The organism is Microbacterium sp. NPDC080005, from assembly GCF_040702445.1.
Classification (GTDB): domain Bacteria; phylum Actinomycetota; class Actinomycetes; order Actinomycetales; family Microbacteriaceae; genus Microbacterium; species Microbacterium oleivorans_D.
This window is the reverse complement of sequence record NZ_JBFBLD010000003.1, coordinates 20,682-37,016: the sequence shown is the minus strand read 5'-3', so window position 1 is coordinate 37,016 and position 16,335 is coordinate 20,682. Positions and strand designations below refer to the sequence as shown.

13 protein-coding genes, 2 tRNA genes and 1 pseudogene are annotated in these 16,335 nt (G+C 63.7%); 9 read left to right on the top strand and 7 right to left on the bottom strand.

Features of this window, described 5'->3' with window-relative positions:
- Positions 1–285 precede the first annotated feature (285 nt).
- The gene (locus tag AB0259_RS13480) at positions 286–732 is read left to right on the top strand and encodes a hypothetical protein (RefSeq protein ID WP_366223014.1); all 447 of its coding nucleotides are present in this window, start codon (positions 286–288) and stop codon (positions 730–732) included.
- A gap of 31 nt (positions 733–763) precedes the next feature.
- Here AB0259_RS13480 and AB0259_RS13475 read toward each other — a convergent pair whose 3' ends face one another.
- Positions 764–1,765 carry a DNA N-6-adenine-methyltransferase gene (locus AB0259_RS13475; protein ID WP_366235852.1) on the bottom strand — a complete coding sequence of 334 codons (1,002 nt, stop codon included), beginning with the start codon at positions 1,763–1,765 and terminating at the stop codon, positions 764–766.
- Between the two features lie 585 nt (positions 1,766–2,350).
- Between AB0259_RS13475 and AB0259_RS13470 the strand changes: the two genes are divergently transcribed.
- The 7 genes from AB0259_RS13470 (at position 2,351) to AB0259_RS13440 (ending at position 7,958) form a co-directional block, all read left to right on the top strand.
- Complete coding sequence (locus AB0259_RS13470; RefSeq protein ID WP_366223012.1) at positions 2,351–2,830, top strand: helicase associated domain-containing protein; 480 nt, start codon at positions 2,351–2,353, stop codon at positions 2,828–2,830.
- 119 nt (positions 2,831–2,949) lie between these two features.
- A complete protein-coding gene (locus AB0259_RS13465; protein WP_366223011.1) occupies positions 2,950–3,687 on the top strand; it encodes a hypothetical protein in 738 nt (245 codons plus the stop codon).
- A complete protein-coding gene (locus AB0259_RS13460; protein WP_366223010.1) occupies positions 3,684–4,517 on the top strand; it encodes a metallophosphoesterase in 834 nt (277 codons plus the stop codon). The genes AB0259_RS13465 and AB0259_RS13460 overlap by 4 nt, the downstream gene beginning before the upstream one ends.
- On the top strand, positions 4,514–4,996 hold the full coding sequence (locus tag AB0259_RS13455; RefSeq protein ID WP_366223009.1) for a hypothetical protein: 483 nt from the start codon (positions 4,514–4,516) through the stop codon (positions 4,994–4,996). The genes AB0259_RS13460 and AB0259_RS13455 overlap by 4 nt, the downstream gene beginning before the upstream one ends.
- Before the next feature lie 355 nt (positions 4,997–5,351).
- Positions 5,352–6,224 (top strand): hypothetical protein, encoded by an 873-nt coding sequence (locus tag AB0259_RS13450; protein WP_366223008.1) that lies wholly within the window; start codon positions 5,352–5,354, stop codon positions 6,222–6,224.
- Between the two features lie 411 nt (positions 6,225–6,635).
- Positions 6,636–7,697 (top strand): site-specific integrase, encoded by a 1,062-nt coding sequence (locus AB0259_RS13445; protein WP_366223007.1) that lies wholly within the window; start codon positions 6,636–6,638, stop codon positions 7,695–7,697.
- Positions 7,698–7,757: 60 nt separating this feature from the next.
- Entirely contained in the window at positions 7,758–7,958 is a 201-nt protein-coding gene (locus AB0259_RS13440; RefSeq protein WP_366223006.1) for a helix-turn-helix domain-containing protein, read from the top strand.
- 949 nt (positions 7,959–8,907) lie between these two features.
- On the opposite strand, the gene AB0259_RS13435 is transcribed toward AB0259_RS13440, so the two are convergent.
- From AB0259_RS13435 to AB0259_RS13425, 3 genes are all read right to left on the bottom strand, one after another.
- Positions 8,908–9,942 carry a hypothetical protein gene (locus AB0259_RS13435; RefSeq protein ID WP_366223005.1) on the bottom strand — a complete coding sequence of 345 codons (1,035 nt, stop codon included), beginning with the start codon at positions 9,940–9,942 and terminating at the stop codon, positions 8,908–8,910.
- A gap of 91 nt (positions 9,943–10,033) precedes the next feature.
- Positions 10,034–12,364 (bottom strand): ATP-binding protein, encoded by a 2,331-nt coding sequence (locus AB0259_RS13430; protein WP_366223004.1) that lies wholly within the window; start codon positions 12,362–12,364, stop codon positions 10,034–10,036.
- A gap of 96 nt (positions 12,365–12,460) precedes the next feature.
- Positions 12,461–13,906, bottom strand: coding sequence for a methyltransferase (locus AB0259_RS13425; RefSeq protein ID WP_366223003.1), 1,446 nt, complete (start codon positions 13,904–13,906; stop codon positions 12,461–12,463).
- 494 nt (positions 13,907–14,400) lie between these two features.
- Here AB0259_RS13425 and AB0259_RS13420 point away from each other — a divergent pair.
- Positions 14,401–14,654: pseudogene (locus tag AB0259_RS13420) on the top strand (transposase); the annotation flags it as partial.
- Between the two features lie 160 nt (positions 14,655–14,814).
- Here the strand turns inward: AB0259_RS13420 and AB0259_RS13415 are convergent.
- The 3 genes from AB0259_RS13415 to AB0259_RS13405 all read right to left on the bottom strand — a co-directional run bounded on the left by AB0259_RS13415 (position 14,815) and on the right by AB0259_RS13405 (position 16,273).
- On the bottom strand, positions 14,815–15,627 hold the full coding sequence (locus AB0259_RS13415) for a hypothetical protein (protein WP_366223002.1): 813 nt from the start codon (positions 15,625–15,627) through the stop codon (positions 14,815–14,817).
- Positions 15,628–16,104: 477 nt separating this feature from the next.
- A tRNA-Met gene (locus tag AB0259_RS13410) sits at positions 16,105–16,178 on the bottom strand.
- Between the two features lie 23 nt (positions 16,179–16,201).
- Positions 16,202–16,273, bottom strand: a tRNA-Thr gene (locus AB0259_RS13405).
- Positions 16,274–16,335 lie beyond the last annotated feature (62 nt).

Here is a 16,335-nt window from a genome sequence, read left to right as displayed (position 1 = left end):
ATCGCATCAAGCGGCACATGCACCGCTTGATCAACACGTGACACACCGCGGCCGCCAGACCGCGCATGTAGCTAGTGCGGCCGGGCTTGGCCGCCGCCGATGGGGATCGGCGAGGGACGGGCGATCACTTCGTCCGACCCTGGGAAGGGGCCAGTTCGGGAGGTGCTGGCTCCTTCCTTCACTCCCGGCGCCGGATCTCGGTCGTGTCAATCGATCGCGTAGAGGACCGCGCATAGAGGTTCTAACGCCCACCGCAACCGCACCGGGCCACACGAACGGACAGCCATGACCGCCTCCCAGTCAACGCCCGCACACAACGACCATGGCCTCTGGACCGTCGTCCACGAACACGTCAAGACGCCGACGACTCGAGACGGCTACCTCACGGTCAGCCTTCGCGACATCGGCCACATCGACTCCATCGCCGCGTCTGGTCTCATGCAGCAGTGGGCTCGGCAGGCCGCCTTCTCACTTCGTGGCATCCGACCGCGAGAGCTCGTCTGGCTCGTAATGAAGGACGCGCTCTTCATCGCCGACAGGGAGCTCGGATTGAACGGGGCGCTGAACGACAACGTCCTCGCCATCCTCGCGGGCACGTACAAAGGGGAGCTGCCCAAGTTCACGGTCGGGATGCACAGCTTCTTCGTGCAGTCGCGCATCGCGGCGTGGTTCGACCGAGCGCGCCCCAATCCCTGGGAGACGCTCGTCGCAGTTTCGAAGCGCATGACGTGACCATTCAGCCCCGCCTGCTGCTACGAGAGCCTCAGGCGGGGCAGTCCCTCGGTATCGACGGGCTCACCTTGGCGTAACAGCTCCCCAGGTCGTCGAAGAGGTCTACGAAGTCCTGGGTGCGCGGGCCCAGGTACACCAGCACAACTGGGAACGGAGCCTCTCCAGCCGCATCTCCAAACTTGAGCCGACCCTTCACGAAGCATCGAGGGAACTTGCTCAACGAGTCCATCCACACCGTGTTGGTTCTCGCCGGCAGCAAGCAGACCGCTTCTGTGACTCCCCCACCCTCGTATTCATCGAGGAGCTTCTTCACCCACGCGGCCGGTGACCCCTGAGCGTTCCAAGGGGGATTGAGAAATACCCGACCCTCCCACGGTCGGCTCAGCCCATCATCCGACTGGGTGTAGTGATGCTTCGCGCTCACCCAGGGCTCGCCCTCGTTAGAGGCCGGGTCCAGGTCGATCTCGCCGAACAACTCCGTCACAAGCCTGAGGATGCTCGGGGGCGAGTACCACTCCACGGACCCGCTCTGGCGTCGGAGGCGGTGGTACTCCGCCACCAACACCCGCTCTTTACCCGCCGACCTGATCAGCTCCGCAGCCGCGCGCACCGCGATCAAACCGCGCTCAACATCCTCTGCAAGCTCGACAGGGCCACGTTCGAGCACGAGCTTCCCATCCCGAACAGTGCGCTCCCCGATACCCAACTTCGCTGCAGCGGCCTTCTGCGTGTACCTTCCCGTCGGTCGCGACCGCGACCCGCCGTGCCGGAAGTCCGCCAGTCGGGCCGCAATCAAAGCCCGCTGGCTTTCAGAGAGGTGACGGCGAGCGGAATTCGTATCGACAACGTACTCGAGAGCGTCTTCGTCCGCGCCCGCGAACTCTACGAAATGGGGCTCGACACCTGCGATCTCACAAGCTCGGAGTCTGTTCCGTCCGTCCAGCACGGCCCCGTCGGCTGTAAGAACGATCGGTTCGCGCAGGCCATTTCGACGCACCGAGTCAGCGAGCTCCAGGAGGGATGCGGTATCCATCAGCGGGTAGAGCTCAGCAATCGGGCTGACCGGGTGATGCCGCACTCCACCATCATGTCGCTGACTCACTCCGCCGACCAATCGGCCCAGATCTGCGGCGCCGCGAGGCGATGGCGTGCTCGCATAAGTCGCCATCACAGATCCGACGTGTAGTCCCCGATCTCGTGAGGTGCTCACAGGCGCTACGGCGCGGCAGCCGCGTTCCGGTGGAACCCAAGCGGCAGGCTTCTTCCTCAGGACCAAACTCCCCAAGGTGGCGCTCCACTTCAGCTATTCCGCAGTGCGAGCCCCAACTGTTGCCTCCAGATTGGAAGCCGCGTCACGCGGTCGACTCGCCTGGCCTGTTGTCAAGGATCGAGTCCGTCAACTCCGCCCGGAGGGGCTCGCACATCAGCAGATGAAGTTCTAGAGGACTAGCCGGGCGGGAACCCCGCTGGCCATGCTCCGCCAAACTCCCGCAGGCGAACTCGTGGCCGCAGCAGAGGTGCGGAGATACGGGCGCCGGGCGAGCACTCGACGAGGCATCCTCTCGCGGGCTGGGGGTGCTGTCACTCGTTCGACTCGCGGACCGCGCATGGAGTTTGCGTGAATGAGTCTTCAGCCTTCGACAAGCTTCTCGCCGAGTACCTCGCCATCGATCCGACAAGCCCGGTGAGACAGAAATGGGCGACACGGTGCCGCGAGCTGTTCGTCATCAACTCGTCAGCATCCACTGATGAGCGTGTCATCCTCCCCCAAGCCCTGGTCAACTGGATCCACTATCAACGCACGCGCAAGCATCTGAGCAAGATGGAAATCGACTGCCTCAACGCCGTCCCCGGATGGTCGTGGGGCGAGCGCGAAGACAAGTGGCACAAGACGCTCGGTGAGGTCAGGGAGTTCATGGATACGCACGGCCGTCCTCCGCGGTCGGAGGGAACGCATCTCCTGCCGGGAGAACAGAGCCTAGGCGGCTGGCTCAAACGCCAGCGCGAAGCCCTCAGCAAACAGACCTTGACCGCCCGTCGCAAGAAGGCCCTCGACGAGCTGCCGTTGCCTTGGGCACGCCACCGGCCGCTTATTTGAAAACTCCGCCAGCCGTTCTCGCTAACCTCCCGAAGACAGCGAGAGGAGCTTCCATGCAGCAAGATGCGGGTCAAGTAGTCCGACCAAGCGAAGACCAGGGCCTCCTCGAGGGCCTCGTGATGGGTGCCCTCCAGTCGAGCGTTCGTTGGGCCACGGCAACAGGCATCGGTCCCGGCAGCGCCGGGGGTTTTCGCATCGTCGAAGTCGCGTCCGATAGGGCGGTATTCGAGATCGATCGAACGTTAGGGCTAATTCCTCTTATTTCGGTTCTGCCCATCTTCGGTCCTCGAGACACGAACTCGGTCCCTGGATTGCGTCTACGCGAATCGGAGTGCGGCGGCGTCACGATCTTCAGCGACGACCTCGAGGCTTCCATCCGCATCAGCAACACCCCCTTCGGGGAGTTGCATCAAGCTGCACGAGAAAGGCTCGGGCAGAGCCATGCGAAGAACCTGATAGCGCTCGCCAGTTCATCCTCCCCGAAGCCGCAGAAGCGGACCGAGCGGAAGACAACAGCCCTCATCAGCCTCGCTATGCGTTCTCTCAGTGCTGTCATGCCGGAGGTCGGTGGCAGTTCGAGGATGTGGCCTTACCCCACGAAGACCGATGAGCTCGCGGTAGAGATCCATCTGGCAACAGACGTCCTCGCCGCCGATGAGTTCATCTCGAGGTTCTCGTCGTCCCTCGAAGGAGAACCGCTGGCACTAATCTCCCACCCTCACCTTCGTCCACCCGCTCACTTCCCGCTATCGACGGGCTCGGGCATCATCGACCTCCGATTGGTACCCGCCGCAGCGTGGCAGGACATCAGCGACGCGCCCTATAACGTCCCCCACGCGGACCAGACGATCTCATGAGAGCGCTCGAAACAACAGAGTCGCTGATCCTCCCGGACACGCACATTGCCGTTGTCGGGGACTGGCATGGAGACGCGGGATGGGCAAAAGCCGTCCTGCGGGCACTCGCCAGGACCGCACCCGAGGTCGTGACCGTGCTCCACGTCGGCGACTTCTGGATGGACCTGAGAAAGATGGACCAGATCGCTGATGCCTTCAGCATCGAACGTGTCCTCTGGACCGTGGGCAACCACGAACCGTTCCCAGCCATCACCCCCCTCGCCGAGGCCCACCCGGGGCAAGCAATCCGGGTCAGCCAGTCGGTGTGGCTACTCCCCCGTCCGTTCCGATTCACGGTGGGTGGCCGTCAGATCCTCAGCCTCGGCGGGGCAACGTCTGTCGACAGGTACTGGCGCAGCCCGGGCGAGTGGCATCCGGAGGAGTCCATCACGGATGAGCAGGTCGCGACCGCGCAAGCCGGCGGACGAGCAGACATCTTCGTCACCCATGAAAGTCCGGCCCGTACGCCGGTGCAGGCAGTGAAGCGCATCCTCCGCACGAATCCGTTGGGGTTCCCGAAGGAGTCCCTCGTCGAATCTGCGGCGTCACGGGTGCGCGTTGCGAAGGTGTCAGAGGTTGTACAGCCTTCTATTCACCTGCATGGCCATATGCACGCCCCCGGCGCCGGTGTCCTGGCGGACGGCCGCCGGATCATCAGCCTCGGGTGCAACGGCCAGCAATCGAACCTCGCGATCGTCGATCTCGCGAATCTGAGCATCGACACCCCGTCGCTGAGAGAGATCCGCAGTGAGACTCCGCGCGAGACCCGACTGAGAGGGGGCGACCTATGACCCGCCCGCCCGAGCCGAACCCGTGGCCGGACGTCATCGGACCCTGCTACACCGACGACTCACTATTACGCGAGCTCGGCACGCAGGAGGCGGACATCACCGACGCGGCCCACCGACTGGAGATCCTCCAGTTAGTCACGGCCGAGGGAGTGAGCGTCTATCCCGCGTTCCAGGTGCGCAATCACCAGATAATGGCCGGACTCAACGTTGTCCTGCGCGAACTGACGAAGGGTCCGTACAGCCCGCCGATGTGGGCACAGTGGCTAAATAAGTCCACAAGACGGCCGGACGGGAGCACGCGCCGGCGTATCGACGAGCTCGCCGCTGGGGAACTTGATGCCCTCGTCCTCGAAGCCCGCAACACCGCGGCTGCATGGCACAGCGACGACCCACGGCATGCCCAGCTGGCGCCAGTGAGGCCGGCGCTGATCGAAGTGGCGGACACGCGGGACGGGGAGAAGGGCAGTGACTCGCGGTGAGCGACGTATCGAGTTGTGCAGAGCCGAAGTGGACGACGATAGACGTGGCCGGGCTGGCTGCCGCCACGCAGCCGGGATCGCGTCATCGTGCCCCCACCGCACCCACATGGCCTCGGCGGCGTCCGGTGGGCGAAGAAAACAGAAGAAATGAAATAGAGTTTTGCGCCCCCTCGGGCCGACCGAAGGCCGCGATCCGAACTTCTGCGGCTGGCGCGTGTGGCGGCAGCGAGCTGCCCCACGAGTTGGGCGACGATCGCCTGTCGGGCGAACGCGGGGGTCCGGTTGCACCTAGCGCCAGCGCGGTGACACCGCACCGGTTCACGTCCGCTGGAGACGGCGCGAGGGTCGCTGGGCCTTGACAGATCCCCAGTTCCGCCCAGTGGTCGCAATCGACATGGACGGGGTGCTCCGCGTGCCGGTTCGTTCTGGCGGGCACGACCCTGATCAGGTCATCGCCAACATCACGTTCCGCCGCGACGCGTATCCGACTCTGCATCATTCCCAGCCACCCTGGAATTCGAGAGGGAGGTACACCGATGAGCACGGCGAGGCCTTCTCCCGAGTCGGCGTCGAGTGGGTCCAAGATCTGCTCCGCCGCGGCATCGACGTGGTTTGGGCCACGACCTGGCAGCAACACGCCAACACCTACTTCGCGCCGGTCCTTGGGCTCCCTGAGCTGCCGATCGCGGTCTCAGATGACCGGAGTGGTCACGACGACCCCGGGATGTGGAAGGCGGCCCAACTCGCTACCGATTCTCGGTGGGCGGGCCGTCCACTGGCCTGGGTGGACGACGCCATCCCCTCGGGCCGGAAGATCGAAGACGCTCGCCGCCCAAAGGATCGCGCTCTGACCTTGTCATTCCGCGTAGGGGCGCCCTGGGATGGGATTCGTGCGTGGGAGGTCGCCGAACTCGACGCTTGGCTCGCACTGGCATCGACAGCGGCTGGTCACGTGGAGCTACGTCGACGACGCGCCCGCGAGGTCCGATCACTGGCCGCGGCACGGCGACGTGAGTGGGAGATGGCGGAACGCAGGTGGAGGTGGGAAGGCGCCCTGGAAGAGCTACTTCCAGATCATCACGACCTCGCCGTGACTCTCGCTCGAATCACGAGTCCACCTCCCGACAAACTGGTCGCTGAGATCTGCCGTAGGCATGGCGTCGACGGGGAGGTTGTTGTCGAGAACATCCTCAGGACCCTGAGATCGAGTCACTCGGGCGAGCGATAACGTCAGCCCTGCCCGGCGCTGCTTGAAGTTCCGAACACGCGGTGTCGGAGGAGCGACCGTCGTCAGGACTCGCTCCGCCACTCGCGCGAACAGACGCCGCGCCCGCCCACTCCTGTGCACGATTTCCACGCCGTCTCGGTCGTGGTCACATTCCCGAGAGAAGACCGCGCATACAGATGCCATGACGTCGCCCGAACCACTGCCCAACATCCAATCCCCCGCATTGGGGACCATCCGAAAGGTGGCCAAGTAATGGCTGGCCGCCCCCGACTGCAGCCTGGGCAGCTCGGGAGCGTCTCATTCGGGGAAGCGCCCGACGGCGTTCGTGGACGAGCTCGAGTCCGCGACGCGAGCGGAGAACTGCGTCGCATCAGCACTGTCGCTCCGACGAGGGAGGCGGTCACTGAGGAGTTGCAGCGCCAAGCGAGCGAACTGGTCCACCGTCAGTTCGCCGAAACGAAGGATGCCACACTCGGCGAGCTTCTTGACGCCTGGGTTCAGCGCTCCCAGCGCGTCTGCCGTCCGCAGACCGCCAGGACCTACGCCGGCACCGCGAAGTGGCTGAAGGAAGAATGCGGCGCGTTGAGCGTCCGGAGCTTCGACCTGCGGCAGGCCAAGAATCTGCTCCAGCGGGTTTCGGAGACCCGTAGGGGCGGAGAGGCCGCAGCTCAACAAGCCAAGGTGGCACTCACCGGTGCGCTTGCGCAGGCCATCGACCGCGACCTCATCGACCGGAACTTCATCCGAGACATCGAGCGCGAGCGCCCCCAAGCCGCGCCCCCCACTTACCTCACCCTCGAGCAGTTGGAGATTCTGCGCGCCGTCGTGCTTGAACGAGAAGAAAGGACCCGACCAAACGCCGGCGCTTCCGCTGGCCTGCTTCGCTGGGGCATCGAAGCCTGCGTGGGTTCCGGCCTCAGAATCGGTGAAGTCCTCGCCCTGCGCCGCGTCGACGTCGACATGGATACTCGGTGGCTCACCGTCCGCGCCACCCTCGTCGACGGCGACGAGGACGGCGGCTGGAAGAACACTCGCCAGACCAGACTCAAGGTCCTCGGACAGGCCCGCAGACAGCGGGCCAGCCGCTTCGCTATCGCTGCGTTGAGAGAGGCCAGCGCTGCCGGGAAGGACCCTGACCCATTGGCGCCCATCCTCCAGAGCCGGAACGGGACCTTCGTTGCCGCCCGCAACTTCCGACGACAGCTTCGAGAGGTGCGACTGCACCCCGGCCTCGTGAGAGCACTCGCGCGCACCGAACTCACGCCGGACGACCTCACCCCGCACATCCTCCGCCGCACCGCCGCCACGCTCTCAGCCATCGAGACAGGCGACCTGAGCCGAGCCAGCAACCTTCTCGGCCACACGGATGTCAATACGACGAAGCGTCACTACGTCGGTGTGGCATGGCGTCAGGTGGACGAGTCGGATGTCCTGGACACCATCTTCGGTCGCGGCACGGATGTCGACTGGTGAGCAACATCATTACGCAGTCACCGGTAGCTCGAGCGCGCCAGCGCCGCGCATAGGGATGACATGTCTACGAACACCGCAATCCCCACCATGACCTTCCTCACGCCCGAGGAACTCGCTTCCATGTTGCAGCTCCCCCAACGGACACTGGACGACTGGCGCTACCGCGGTGCGGGGCCTGCCTGGCTCCGCCTGGGGAAGCACGTCCGATACCGACTGGCCGCAGTGGAGCAGTGGCTGAGCAGCCTCGAGCAGTCCGCTTGAATCGCATCAGGTCGAGGCAGTGAACGAAATCCGTTCCTGCCTCGACCACGCGGAGACTCAGGTCCGCGGTGAGCGATCCCTTGAGGCGGGTAGACGACTCGACTCGCGTACGCGCGACCGCCAATTATGGTCCGAGCGCCTCGACGGACGAACCAACGATTTGTCTCTCAGAGGGCTCGCTCTGCGAGAGAGACGAAGGTCGAGCTGTGCGGGCCACCGCTACATCAGCTCCCGCCCACTCGCGACATCGCGCCGATCAATCCAGCTGACAGAGACCGTTCCAGTGGACGACCGTCATGCGCGCTATGGACCCGTGATGCGCGTCATCGCTCCGCTTTCTATGGGTTTTCGCGGTACCACATCTGACCCCTCACCGGGAGCCCGGGGTTTCCAACGGAGCGTTCCATTGCGAGATATACCTGGTACTTCTGCTTAGAGGAGAGGGGCAAGCGCCGAATTGAGTTCGTGGCGTCCTCTGTTGGAAGGCGTCGGGCTCGCGCGTGCTTCGTTGCGGGTCCGTCTGTGATCAGCAGCGGAACTGCTCTACGGAACGCAGCAGCTATCGCTTCCGATTCTCCGGCGTTTGGACCCGCAGTCACCTCGGCGATAATCGCGCCGGATTCCTGCGAAACGCCGGGATGTGGGCCGGGGTCAGATTGGCACGGAATGCAAGCCAACGCGAGGTCGCGTTCGCCACGGTCGTTTTCATACAGCGGGGCGTCGAGAAGGACGCCTTGGCTACGGCCTCCAAAAGCCTGCGCTGCTTCGCGAACGGCTGCGGGCCGATTGGAACGCGGTAGTCTCTCGAGCTCCTGCTTCACGGCCGGTGGCGCGCCGAGGCCACCCTCGAAGAGCTGACTCAAGAGTTGGATACCCCGAGGCACCGCCCCAAAGCAAAGGAGATAGCTCGTATCCACGAGATGAGTGATCTGACGTGGCATTACTCGGACTACTCGCTTAACCGGGGCAGATCGTCGTGCGCGACGAGTGCACGGACTTCTGGGACAGTTCGGGCGACGTCCAACAGCACCCACGCTTCGTCGGCGTAAAGCGGCCAGCCATCCAACTGGACTCGGACGCACTCTGACGATTCCGCGTCCAGTGCGACAACCTCGCCACGGGGGCCGTAACAAACGACTGGGTTTGCCGCAGCGAGGGGCGCTATGGGCGAGCCAATTGCGGCCGAGAGCGCAGCCCCCTTCTCGCCAGGGTCGTCCCATGCAGACGCGCCGACTTCTTCAAGGATGTGCTGCAGCGCCGCTCGCCACCATCGTCGGCCCAGAAAGCTCGTGCCCAGGGGGCCGTCGTACTTTGCGTTCTTGGAAGCAAGCAAGGCTTGCACGGCATCGCTCTTGAAGGTATCCACGTCGACACCCATCAAGTTGGCGGCGTACACGTCGTCGAGCAGGAAAGTCGGGTACGGAATCACGCGCTGCGCCAACCACCTGAGGTAGCTCCTGCCCGAGGTCGATTGAGCAAGCGCGTTCTGCGGGGGCCTGCAGTCATCGATCTGCGCACGAGCTAGGTCCGCCCATGCCGCGTCACCGAGGCCGAGCCACGAGTCACCATTCTCGGAGACGTTGATGCCAATGATCGAACGGGAAGCTTGCGCCAATTCCGAGACGCGATCACCGAAAGCCGCAGGACCGCTCTCGAACCGGAAGACCCATTCGAGGTCGTGCATCGAGGCGGTGAGCGGTTCCTGCCAGGGTTTGGGAAGGTCTTCGGACAGCTTGTCGAGCTCGGCGGTGAAGAGCGCTACGGCGAACCCCGGTTCACCCGCGCGATCTGCAAGTCGAGCACGACTACGCAGCGCCGCCGCGACGGAGAGCCCATCCCCGTTCTTCAACGCCGGAAGGTCATGGACGCGCGTTTCAATCGTCGCGGCCCACTCATCGCCGAGGTACTCGTCTACGCAGACGAGGTCGATGCCATCGAGACTAGAATCGTCGACATCGCCGGGGTCGAGGATCCGGAACTTCACGTCTCCTTGTGGGATCAGTGTGTGCCGCCCCGGAGTGTCGTCAATGATCAGAACGCGCGCTTCAGTGGATCCCATGCCCAATCAGACTTCCTCAGCTCTCCGGCAGCCATATCTCAACTGCAGTTGCCATGCCCCGGCCTGGCTCGACGAACGCAATCCGCCCGCCGTAGTCCTCGACAATTCGTCGAGTGAGCGTGAGCCCGAGCCCCAAGCCTTGCCCGAGTGTCTCGTCCATGTCACTGGTGGTGGTCTCGAAGGGACGGAACCATCGATCGCTGTTGGACATGTCGACACGAGCGCCGGTGTTCTCCACACGAAGTAGCACTCCCCCGTCGCTCTCCGTACCGGTGAGTTTGACCTGACGTTCTTCGGAGGCGTCGCCGGATGCGGCGGCCTTGACGGCATTGCTCAGCAGGTTGGTCAGGATGATGTTCGCCTCCGCCGAGAACATTGGAGGGGTGCGCAGACCAGGAGGGAGCGAATCGCTGATCGTGACCTCGCGCCGTTGTGCCGCGGCGGAGAGCAGCCGCTTAGCTGTCTCCCACCGTTCGCTCAGTCGTTGGCGACTTCTGCGGCGCCTGGACTCTGCGCCGAACGAATCCGAAAGGTAGACGGATTGACGCTCGAGCGTCGAGAGCAATTCGATCTGCGCACGGCGAATCCGCTGGATGCGCGTGCGCGCTTCCGCGGGGAGGTCCAGTTCGAGCAAGTCACCGAGCGCCGACTCTACAAGGCGAGCCTGTCCGAGCAGACTGTTCACCTCGTGGACAAAGGCACCCAGCTGCGTGCCGAGGCTAGCGAGAACTCGCAACTGGGCCTGCTCATCGGCAGCAGCAAGCGAGGCCGAGCCGATCTCGTCAAGCACGACCTGGAGTACCTTCGCGTGAACATCTTGCCCCTCGGGAGGCGAACCCGAGCCGCCTGCGGCGCGCAAAGCAGCCACCGAGTCACGGCCGACCTCGAGGAGCGTCCGCAGCTCTTGAGCTGCAGTGCGGGGGGTGGTTGAGGTACGACTCTCCGAATGTCTGGCACGGTTGAGCACTGCCTCGCGCTGTGCCGCGGCCGCGGCTGCTTCCTCCGCCTCGTCCCTTTCCTTCTTCTCCACGCCGAGAGCGGCTCGCATGCGCGTGTTGAGACTCACGGCGCGACTCATGATGTCGACGATCTGGTCAAAGTCGTCGTTTGGGAGGAATCCTTCCCGGTTCACCACCATCTGAAGGTTTGCGCTCGACTCGTCATGGAGGAATACAGCTCCGAAGTACGAACGGTTAGAGAGCCGATATGTCTTCTCCTGGACCTTCGCCTCCCGGTTGTCAGCGCTAGGGAGCTCACGTTCGAAGTCTGTACCGAGTCCGAGCTCCGCTCGCTGGCTGTAACCCCGGTCGATCCCCAACCAGTCGTTTCTCGGCGTGCCGTACGGCAGTACACGGAACCCCTCCGAGTACAGGCGAATTCCCGATGCAGCATTCGCAAAGGTGGTGAGCAGATCCTTGAGCGCTCGCGGGAAAGAATCAGTGCCCCGAACGAGCACTCGAGCCGTGAAGCGAGGCCCTAGCTGAGTTCGCCTCCAGGTAAAGTCGCGCTGCTCCGCGCCAGGGTGCTGCTTCTTCAGGTTGCGGGACGGCGTGATCCGGTAAGCGACGACTTCTTCGTCACGTGCGTCCACTTCGATAAGCCAAGCGATGTGAGCAAGCAGAGTCGGCCACTGCGACTCCGAGCCCGCAAACTCTCCGGAGAGCTCGACGGTAAAGCCAGGATCTTCCGAATCACTGTCTGCGATGTCGAGCGTGGGCATGAGGAGCGGTTCTTCGAACACTGTCTTCGGTAGCGTTCCCCACATCACCTCATCTGGCCTGGTAGATCGCACCTCTGCGAGAAAGTCGTTGAGCTGACGGGTCGACCACTCGCTGTGGAGCCGCGAGATGGTGAGTTCGGTCCCGCTCTCGCCGAGGGCCGGCGGCGTGCGGGTGGCCTGAATCAGCTTGGTCTCGTCGATGCTCTGCTCGCTCGCTTCGATCTCGACCCAGTTGATGTTCGCGGCGACCCCGTTAGCGTTGACTGGCCGTCCCAGCACCGTGTTGTCGGGGGTGGATTCCAGCGCCAGTCGCTCCCCCAACTTGTGAGCGGCCAATCGTCCAATGCCCTTGGCGCCCGTGTACTTGCGACGGTAACGAGGGCTACGACGATCACCTCCCTCTTTGCTGCGGCCGGCGATCCGGAGGAAGCTGTCGGAAAAGGTCTCGTATGTCATCCCGTGACCGTCGTCACGTACAGAGATCAGACCGTGGTTCGCAAGGGACTCCCCGTGGATCGTCACGATGCGTGCGTCCGCGTCATAAGCGTTCTTGATGAGTTCGACGAGGGCGGTGCTGTCCCGTCCGACCAGAAGCGTGCCAAGCTCACGAAGCAGATGCGTGTCCACCGAGAAAGCAAGAGCGTCTGGGCCAGACGTGTCTGAGTTCGGCATTCAGGTCTTTCGTGACGGCGAGTTGGACTCAGACTAGCGGCGAAGCGGCGTCTAGTTCGGTTGCGGGTATGTGACGTTCATGAGTGCTCGTGGGCTGAGCCGGTGAAGGCCGTTTGCTTCGCGGGTAGAGCTCTCCGCGAGAGACTGCTGACCCTCGTCACTTCTCAGCCATTCCAGGATCGCGTCGCGGCGATCTGACGATACCGACTCCTTCCATGTCCAACCGAAAAGGTTGTTCGTGATCGCTCGGCGGTCCTTGTTGACGCACACGTGGTAAGCGCCGCGACCAAGAGACGAGATGATCACGTCCGGAATCCAGATCTCCCCCGAAAGGTCGAACCACCGGTCTCGCGCTGCGCACAAGTGCCCTTCATTGATCCCGTCCTTGACTGCACCTGCGATCAGATTGTCGATCACGATGTCATCACCCGGTAGATAGTCCCCCAGGTTGAGGATCATCGAGGTCTCGACCGCAGGCTCTGAGGGACTCCCGCCAGGTCGCATTCGCCGAACCGTGGCGGTCAGCCACCGAGGATCAATGCCGTCCTTGACCGCCTGCTCGGCGGTGCGAACGAAGAACCCATTCGCACCTGTGGCCACTCCCCGAGAGAAGCGGCCGTACTCACTCAACGGCGCGCCCGTGATTTGCGCGCTTCTCGCTGGGCTTTCGGGTTCACGAACAAACGGCGACTCATCGGATGGCTCTCGACCCAGCAGCGTGTTCGTCGCACCGGTCCAGTCAGTGACTCTGAGCGGGTTCGCGCCTTGAGTTTCCGGGCCGACTTCGACCACCACAGCGTCCACAATCGCACCGTCGAACCTCCACGAGTCCGCGAGTCGGAGAGTGATGGGGCGAGAGACCAGGCTGCGGACGTACGCACGCAGCTTCTTCGCGTAACCCGCACTCATCCACCCGGCGGGAACGATCAAGCTCAGCCCGTCTTCGGGCCGAAGCTTCAGAAGCGTGATTGCGAGAAAGATAGTCGAGAGATTCGCTCTGGCGCTCACTCGACCATCGGTTGCTTCAACGAGAGCCTCCCGATCAGCACGGGGGATGAGCTGCCACCGGGTGTAGGGCGGGTTGCCGAGGTACAGAGTCGACGAATCCGGTTCTCGTGCCGCTATCCACGCGGAGTAGTCCGCCAGGACGAGGTCGGTGGACTCATCATCCAATGCCCTGAGCGCGACAGCTTGCAGCCCAAGAGTCACAGGATTGATGTCCACGGCCTTCACCGTCGCCGACTCCCAGCGATCTCGGGATGCAGCAGAGAACACTCCCACGCCCGCGCCCACGTCGACCACGCAACCGGGCGCGGGATGACGTTCCGCGTACCCGGCGACCATGCTCGCGGCTTCAGCCGTGGGCGTGAAGAAGGTGCCCAGCCGTCGGCGATTGGCAGCCTTGACGATGTCTGCGTAAAGCGCCGCGAGGTTCGTGAGCGGATCCGCAGCAACAACCCGCTCGAACGCGTCGTACACATCGTCCGGAGCTGTCACCTCTGAGTGCTTCCTCAACGCACGCACAACGTTCTCGTGCCGTCGTGAATCCTTCATCGCACGAAGAATGAGAGCCGATAAGCGTCCGAGATGAGCGCCCTGTGCCTCTGTGACACCGCTGAGACCAGCGACCGAGAAAGCCAGCGCGGAGTCCGCGGTCACCCACGCCAAGACGTCTCGGTAGTCGGCGCGGCGGTCGGGCTGACCCTCCGTTGACTCAATTACCTGCGAGTGGACGAGAATCCCGGTGGTCAAGCTGTCTCACCGTGAGCACGTCGAGGCAGATCAGAAACCATGAGAGCAGATTACCCAGCGGGGAGCGGGAGCACGGAATCGCCGGTTTCTGTGTAGATCGCGCTTGCGCACCCGTTCCACTCAGAAGGCGTTGGTAAAGTCACGGCGCCCGATACCGTCGGGCAACATCACCGATGGTGTTGGCACCGCTAGCCTGCCGGCGGACGCCGAATCTCCGCGTTGCCAGTGGCGGGCAGTAGATCTGGTCCAACGATCCTAACGAGCGGCTGAACCTCGAGATCCGCCGCCGCACCGATTTCGTCGGCATCTTCCCGAACCGGGACGCGATCATCCGCCGCGTCGGCGTCGTCCTCGCCGAGCAAACCGACGAACGGGCCGAAGGACGCCGCTACCTCGGCCTCGACATCCTCGCCAAAAGCCACCTCACCCTCGTCACCGAACCGACACCGAGAGCGAGGAGGTGACCGACCCCGTCCTCGAACTCACCGCCTAACCGAAACCAACGGCTAAAGGATCACTCACCGCTACAGCACATACCGGGGCAACCCCGTCGGTCCTGAGAACGACCGCGTGCTTGCCGAGCCGACGGGGACGCGACTTTCGTTAGCGCCGCCCCGATAGAGGAGCACGGCCTCGACAGCGGCCAGAGCGGGTCACGTATCCGCATCCCGAGCCTTGCGGCGCATCTGATCCACGAACGTTTCGGTGAGTGCCCATCCGTCGGCAAGCTCGCGCAACATCCTCGCTGCGCACTCCTTCTGCTCGCGCTGGGTACGCACGCCGCGGAGCTCGAACGCGAGACGACTGATCACATCCTCGTCGTCGGCAAGCCGAGCCTCCCACCGAGCCACCTCGTCGGCTGCGGTGCGACGCGCCGCGGTGACGAATTCGCGCGGGAAGATCAGGTCGTCAACAAGCGCAGGGTTTGCGTCCATCATCAGCCGTAGCTGAACCGTGCGCCTGTTGATTGTGGCGCCTCGGAAGTCCGGCGATTCGACGACCAATTCCATCAGCTGGCGGTGCGCGTTCCTACTCCGTTCGCGCATCAGCTCGCGGTCCATCTGCTGTAGCCCTTCAGCCTGGTACTGCTGCATCTCCGACTCGTCGCTGAGCGCGTCGTGCCAGTCGGTGGTGATGAACCAGGTGTGCAGCATCCCGTCCCGCGCCCACAGCACGGACAGTCGGAAAGTCTCACCTGCATGCTGGTCAGCGGCCGCCCGCAGGCCGGTATCTTCCGTGTCGATCTCGTCCGGGTCGAATGACTCGGCGAGCATGAACACGACGGTCGGCGACATCATGTCGAGCGTCTCTAGGAATGCCTCGACGGATGCCGTCGGATGGACGAAGATGACATCCGGTGGTCGGGTGGAAGACGGTGGCGCGGGCGCCACTTTCAACCCGGCGGCGTTCATGCGTGCGCGCAGCGTGAGCGCCAGGTCGGCGAGGCCGTCGGAGTCGAACGTCACTGTTGAACCGTACTCACTGCCGAGGAGAGATCCGTCGTCATCCGCACCTGAGAATCGCAGACGGTCTGGTGGATGTATTGGACCTGAGCCGCTGCCCCTTGACGTAGATGTTGTATGTGATGGGCGTTGATGTCACATCCGAACGCTCGATGCTCGGCGCGCAAGACTACCGCGCGTCCACGTCCCCGCGCCGGATCAGGCCCGGATACGGATCCCGAGAGACCGCGACTGACTCCCTGACTCGAGAGAACGGGGCAAAGGGCGATACGCAGTGCACACGCTCTGCGGGGTTGAAAACCACAGGGCCTTCGCCGAGCAGGCGTCGATCCAGCACTAACCGGTGATGATAGGCACCGACCGTCGTCCGCGTTCACGGACGCCTACCACGATCGAATAAGTGACCAATTTGTGGCCACGAGAGCGGGTGTCGGCGCCCTCTACGAAACAAAACCCCCGGGTGGAGCCGGGGGTTTTGCGTAGCGGGAGCGGGGCTTGAACCCGCGACCTCACGATTATGAGTCGTGCGCTCTCACCAACTGAGCTACCCCGCCACGAGCATCCGAGGGATGCTGCGAGCCCCGAGTCAGGATTGAACTGACGACCCCTTCCTTACCATGGAAGTGCTCTGCCACTGAGCTATCGGGGCGTGCTGCCCGCACGCGGGCAACTAGAAGAGGATACCAGAGTCGCGGCATCCTCGATGTCACG

Bases quoted from the DNA above. Each gene is read 5' to 3' on its own strand.
- AB0259_RS13480 (WP_366223014.1), top strand. From the start codon at position 286: ATGACCGCCTCCCAGTCAACGCCCGCACACAACGACCATGGCCTCTGG.
- AB0259_RS13475 (WP_366235852.1), bottom strand. From the start codon at position 1,765: ATGGATACCGCATCCCTCCTGGAGCTCGCTGACTCGGTGCGTCGAAAT.
- AB0259_RS13465 (WP_366223011.1), top strand. From the start codon at position 2,950: ATGGGTGCCCTCCAGTCGAGCGTTCGTTGGGCCACGGCAACAGGCATC.
- AB0259_RS13460 (WP_366223010.1), top strand. From the start codon at position 3,684: ATGAGAGCGCTCGAAACAACAGAGTCGCTGATCCTCCCGGACACGCAC.
- AB0259_RS13455 (WP_366223009.1), top strand. From the start codon at position 4,514: ATGACCCGCCCGCCCGAGCCGAACCCGTGGCCGGACGTCATCGGACCC.
- AB0259_RS13440 (WP_366223006.1), top strand. From the start codon at position 7,758: ATGTCTACGAACACCGCAATCCCCACCATGACCTTCCTCACGCCCGAG.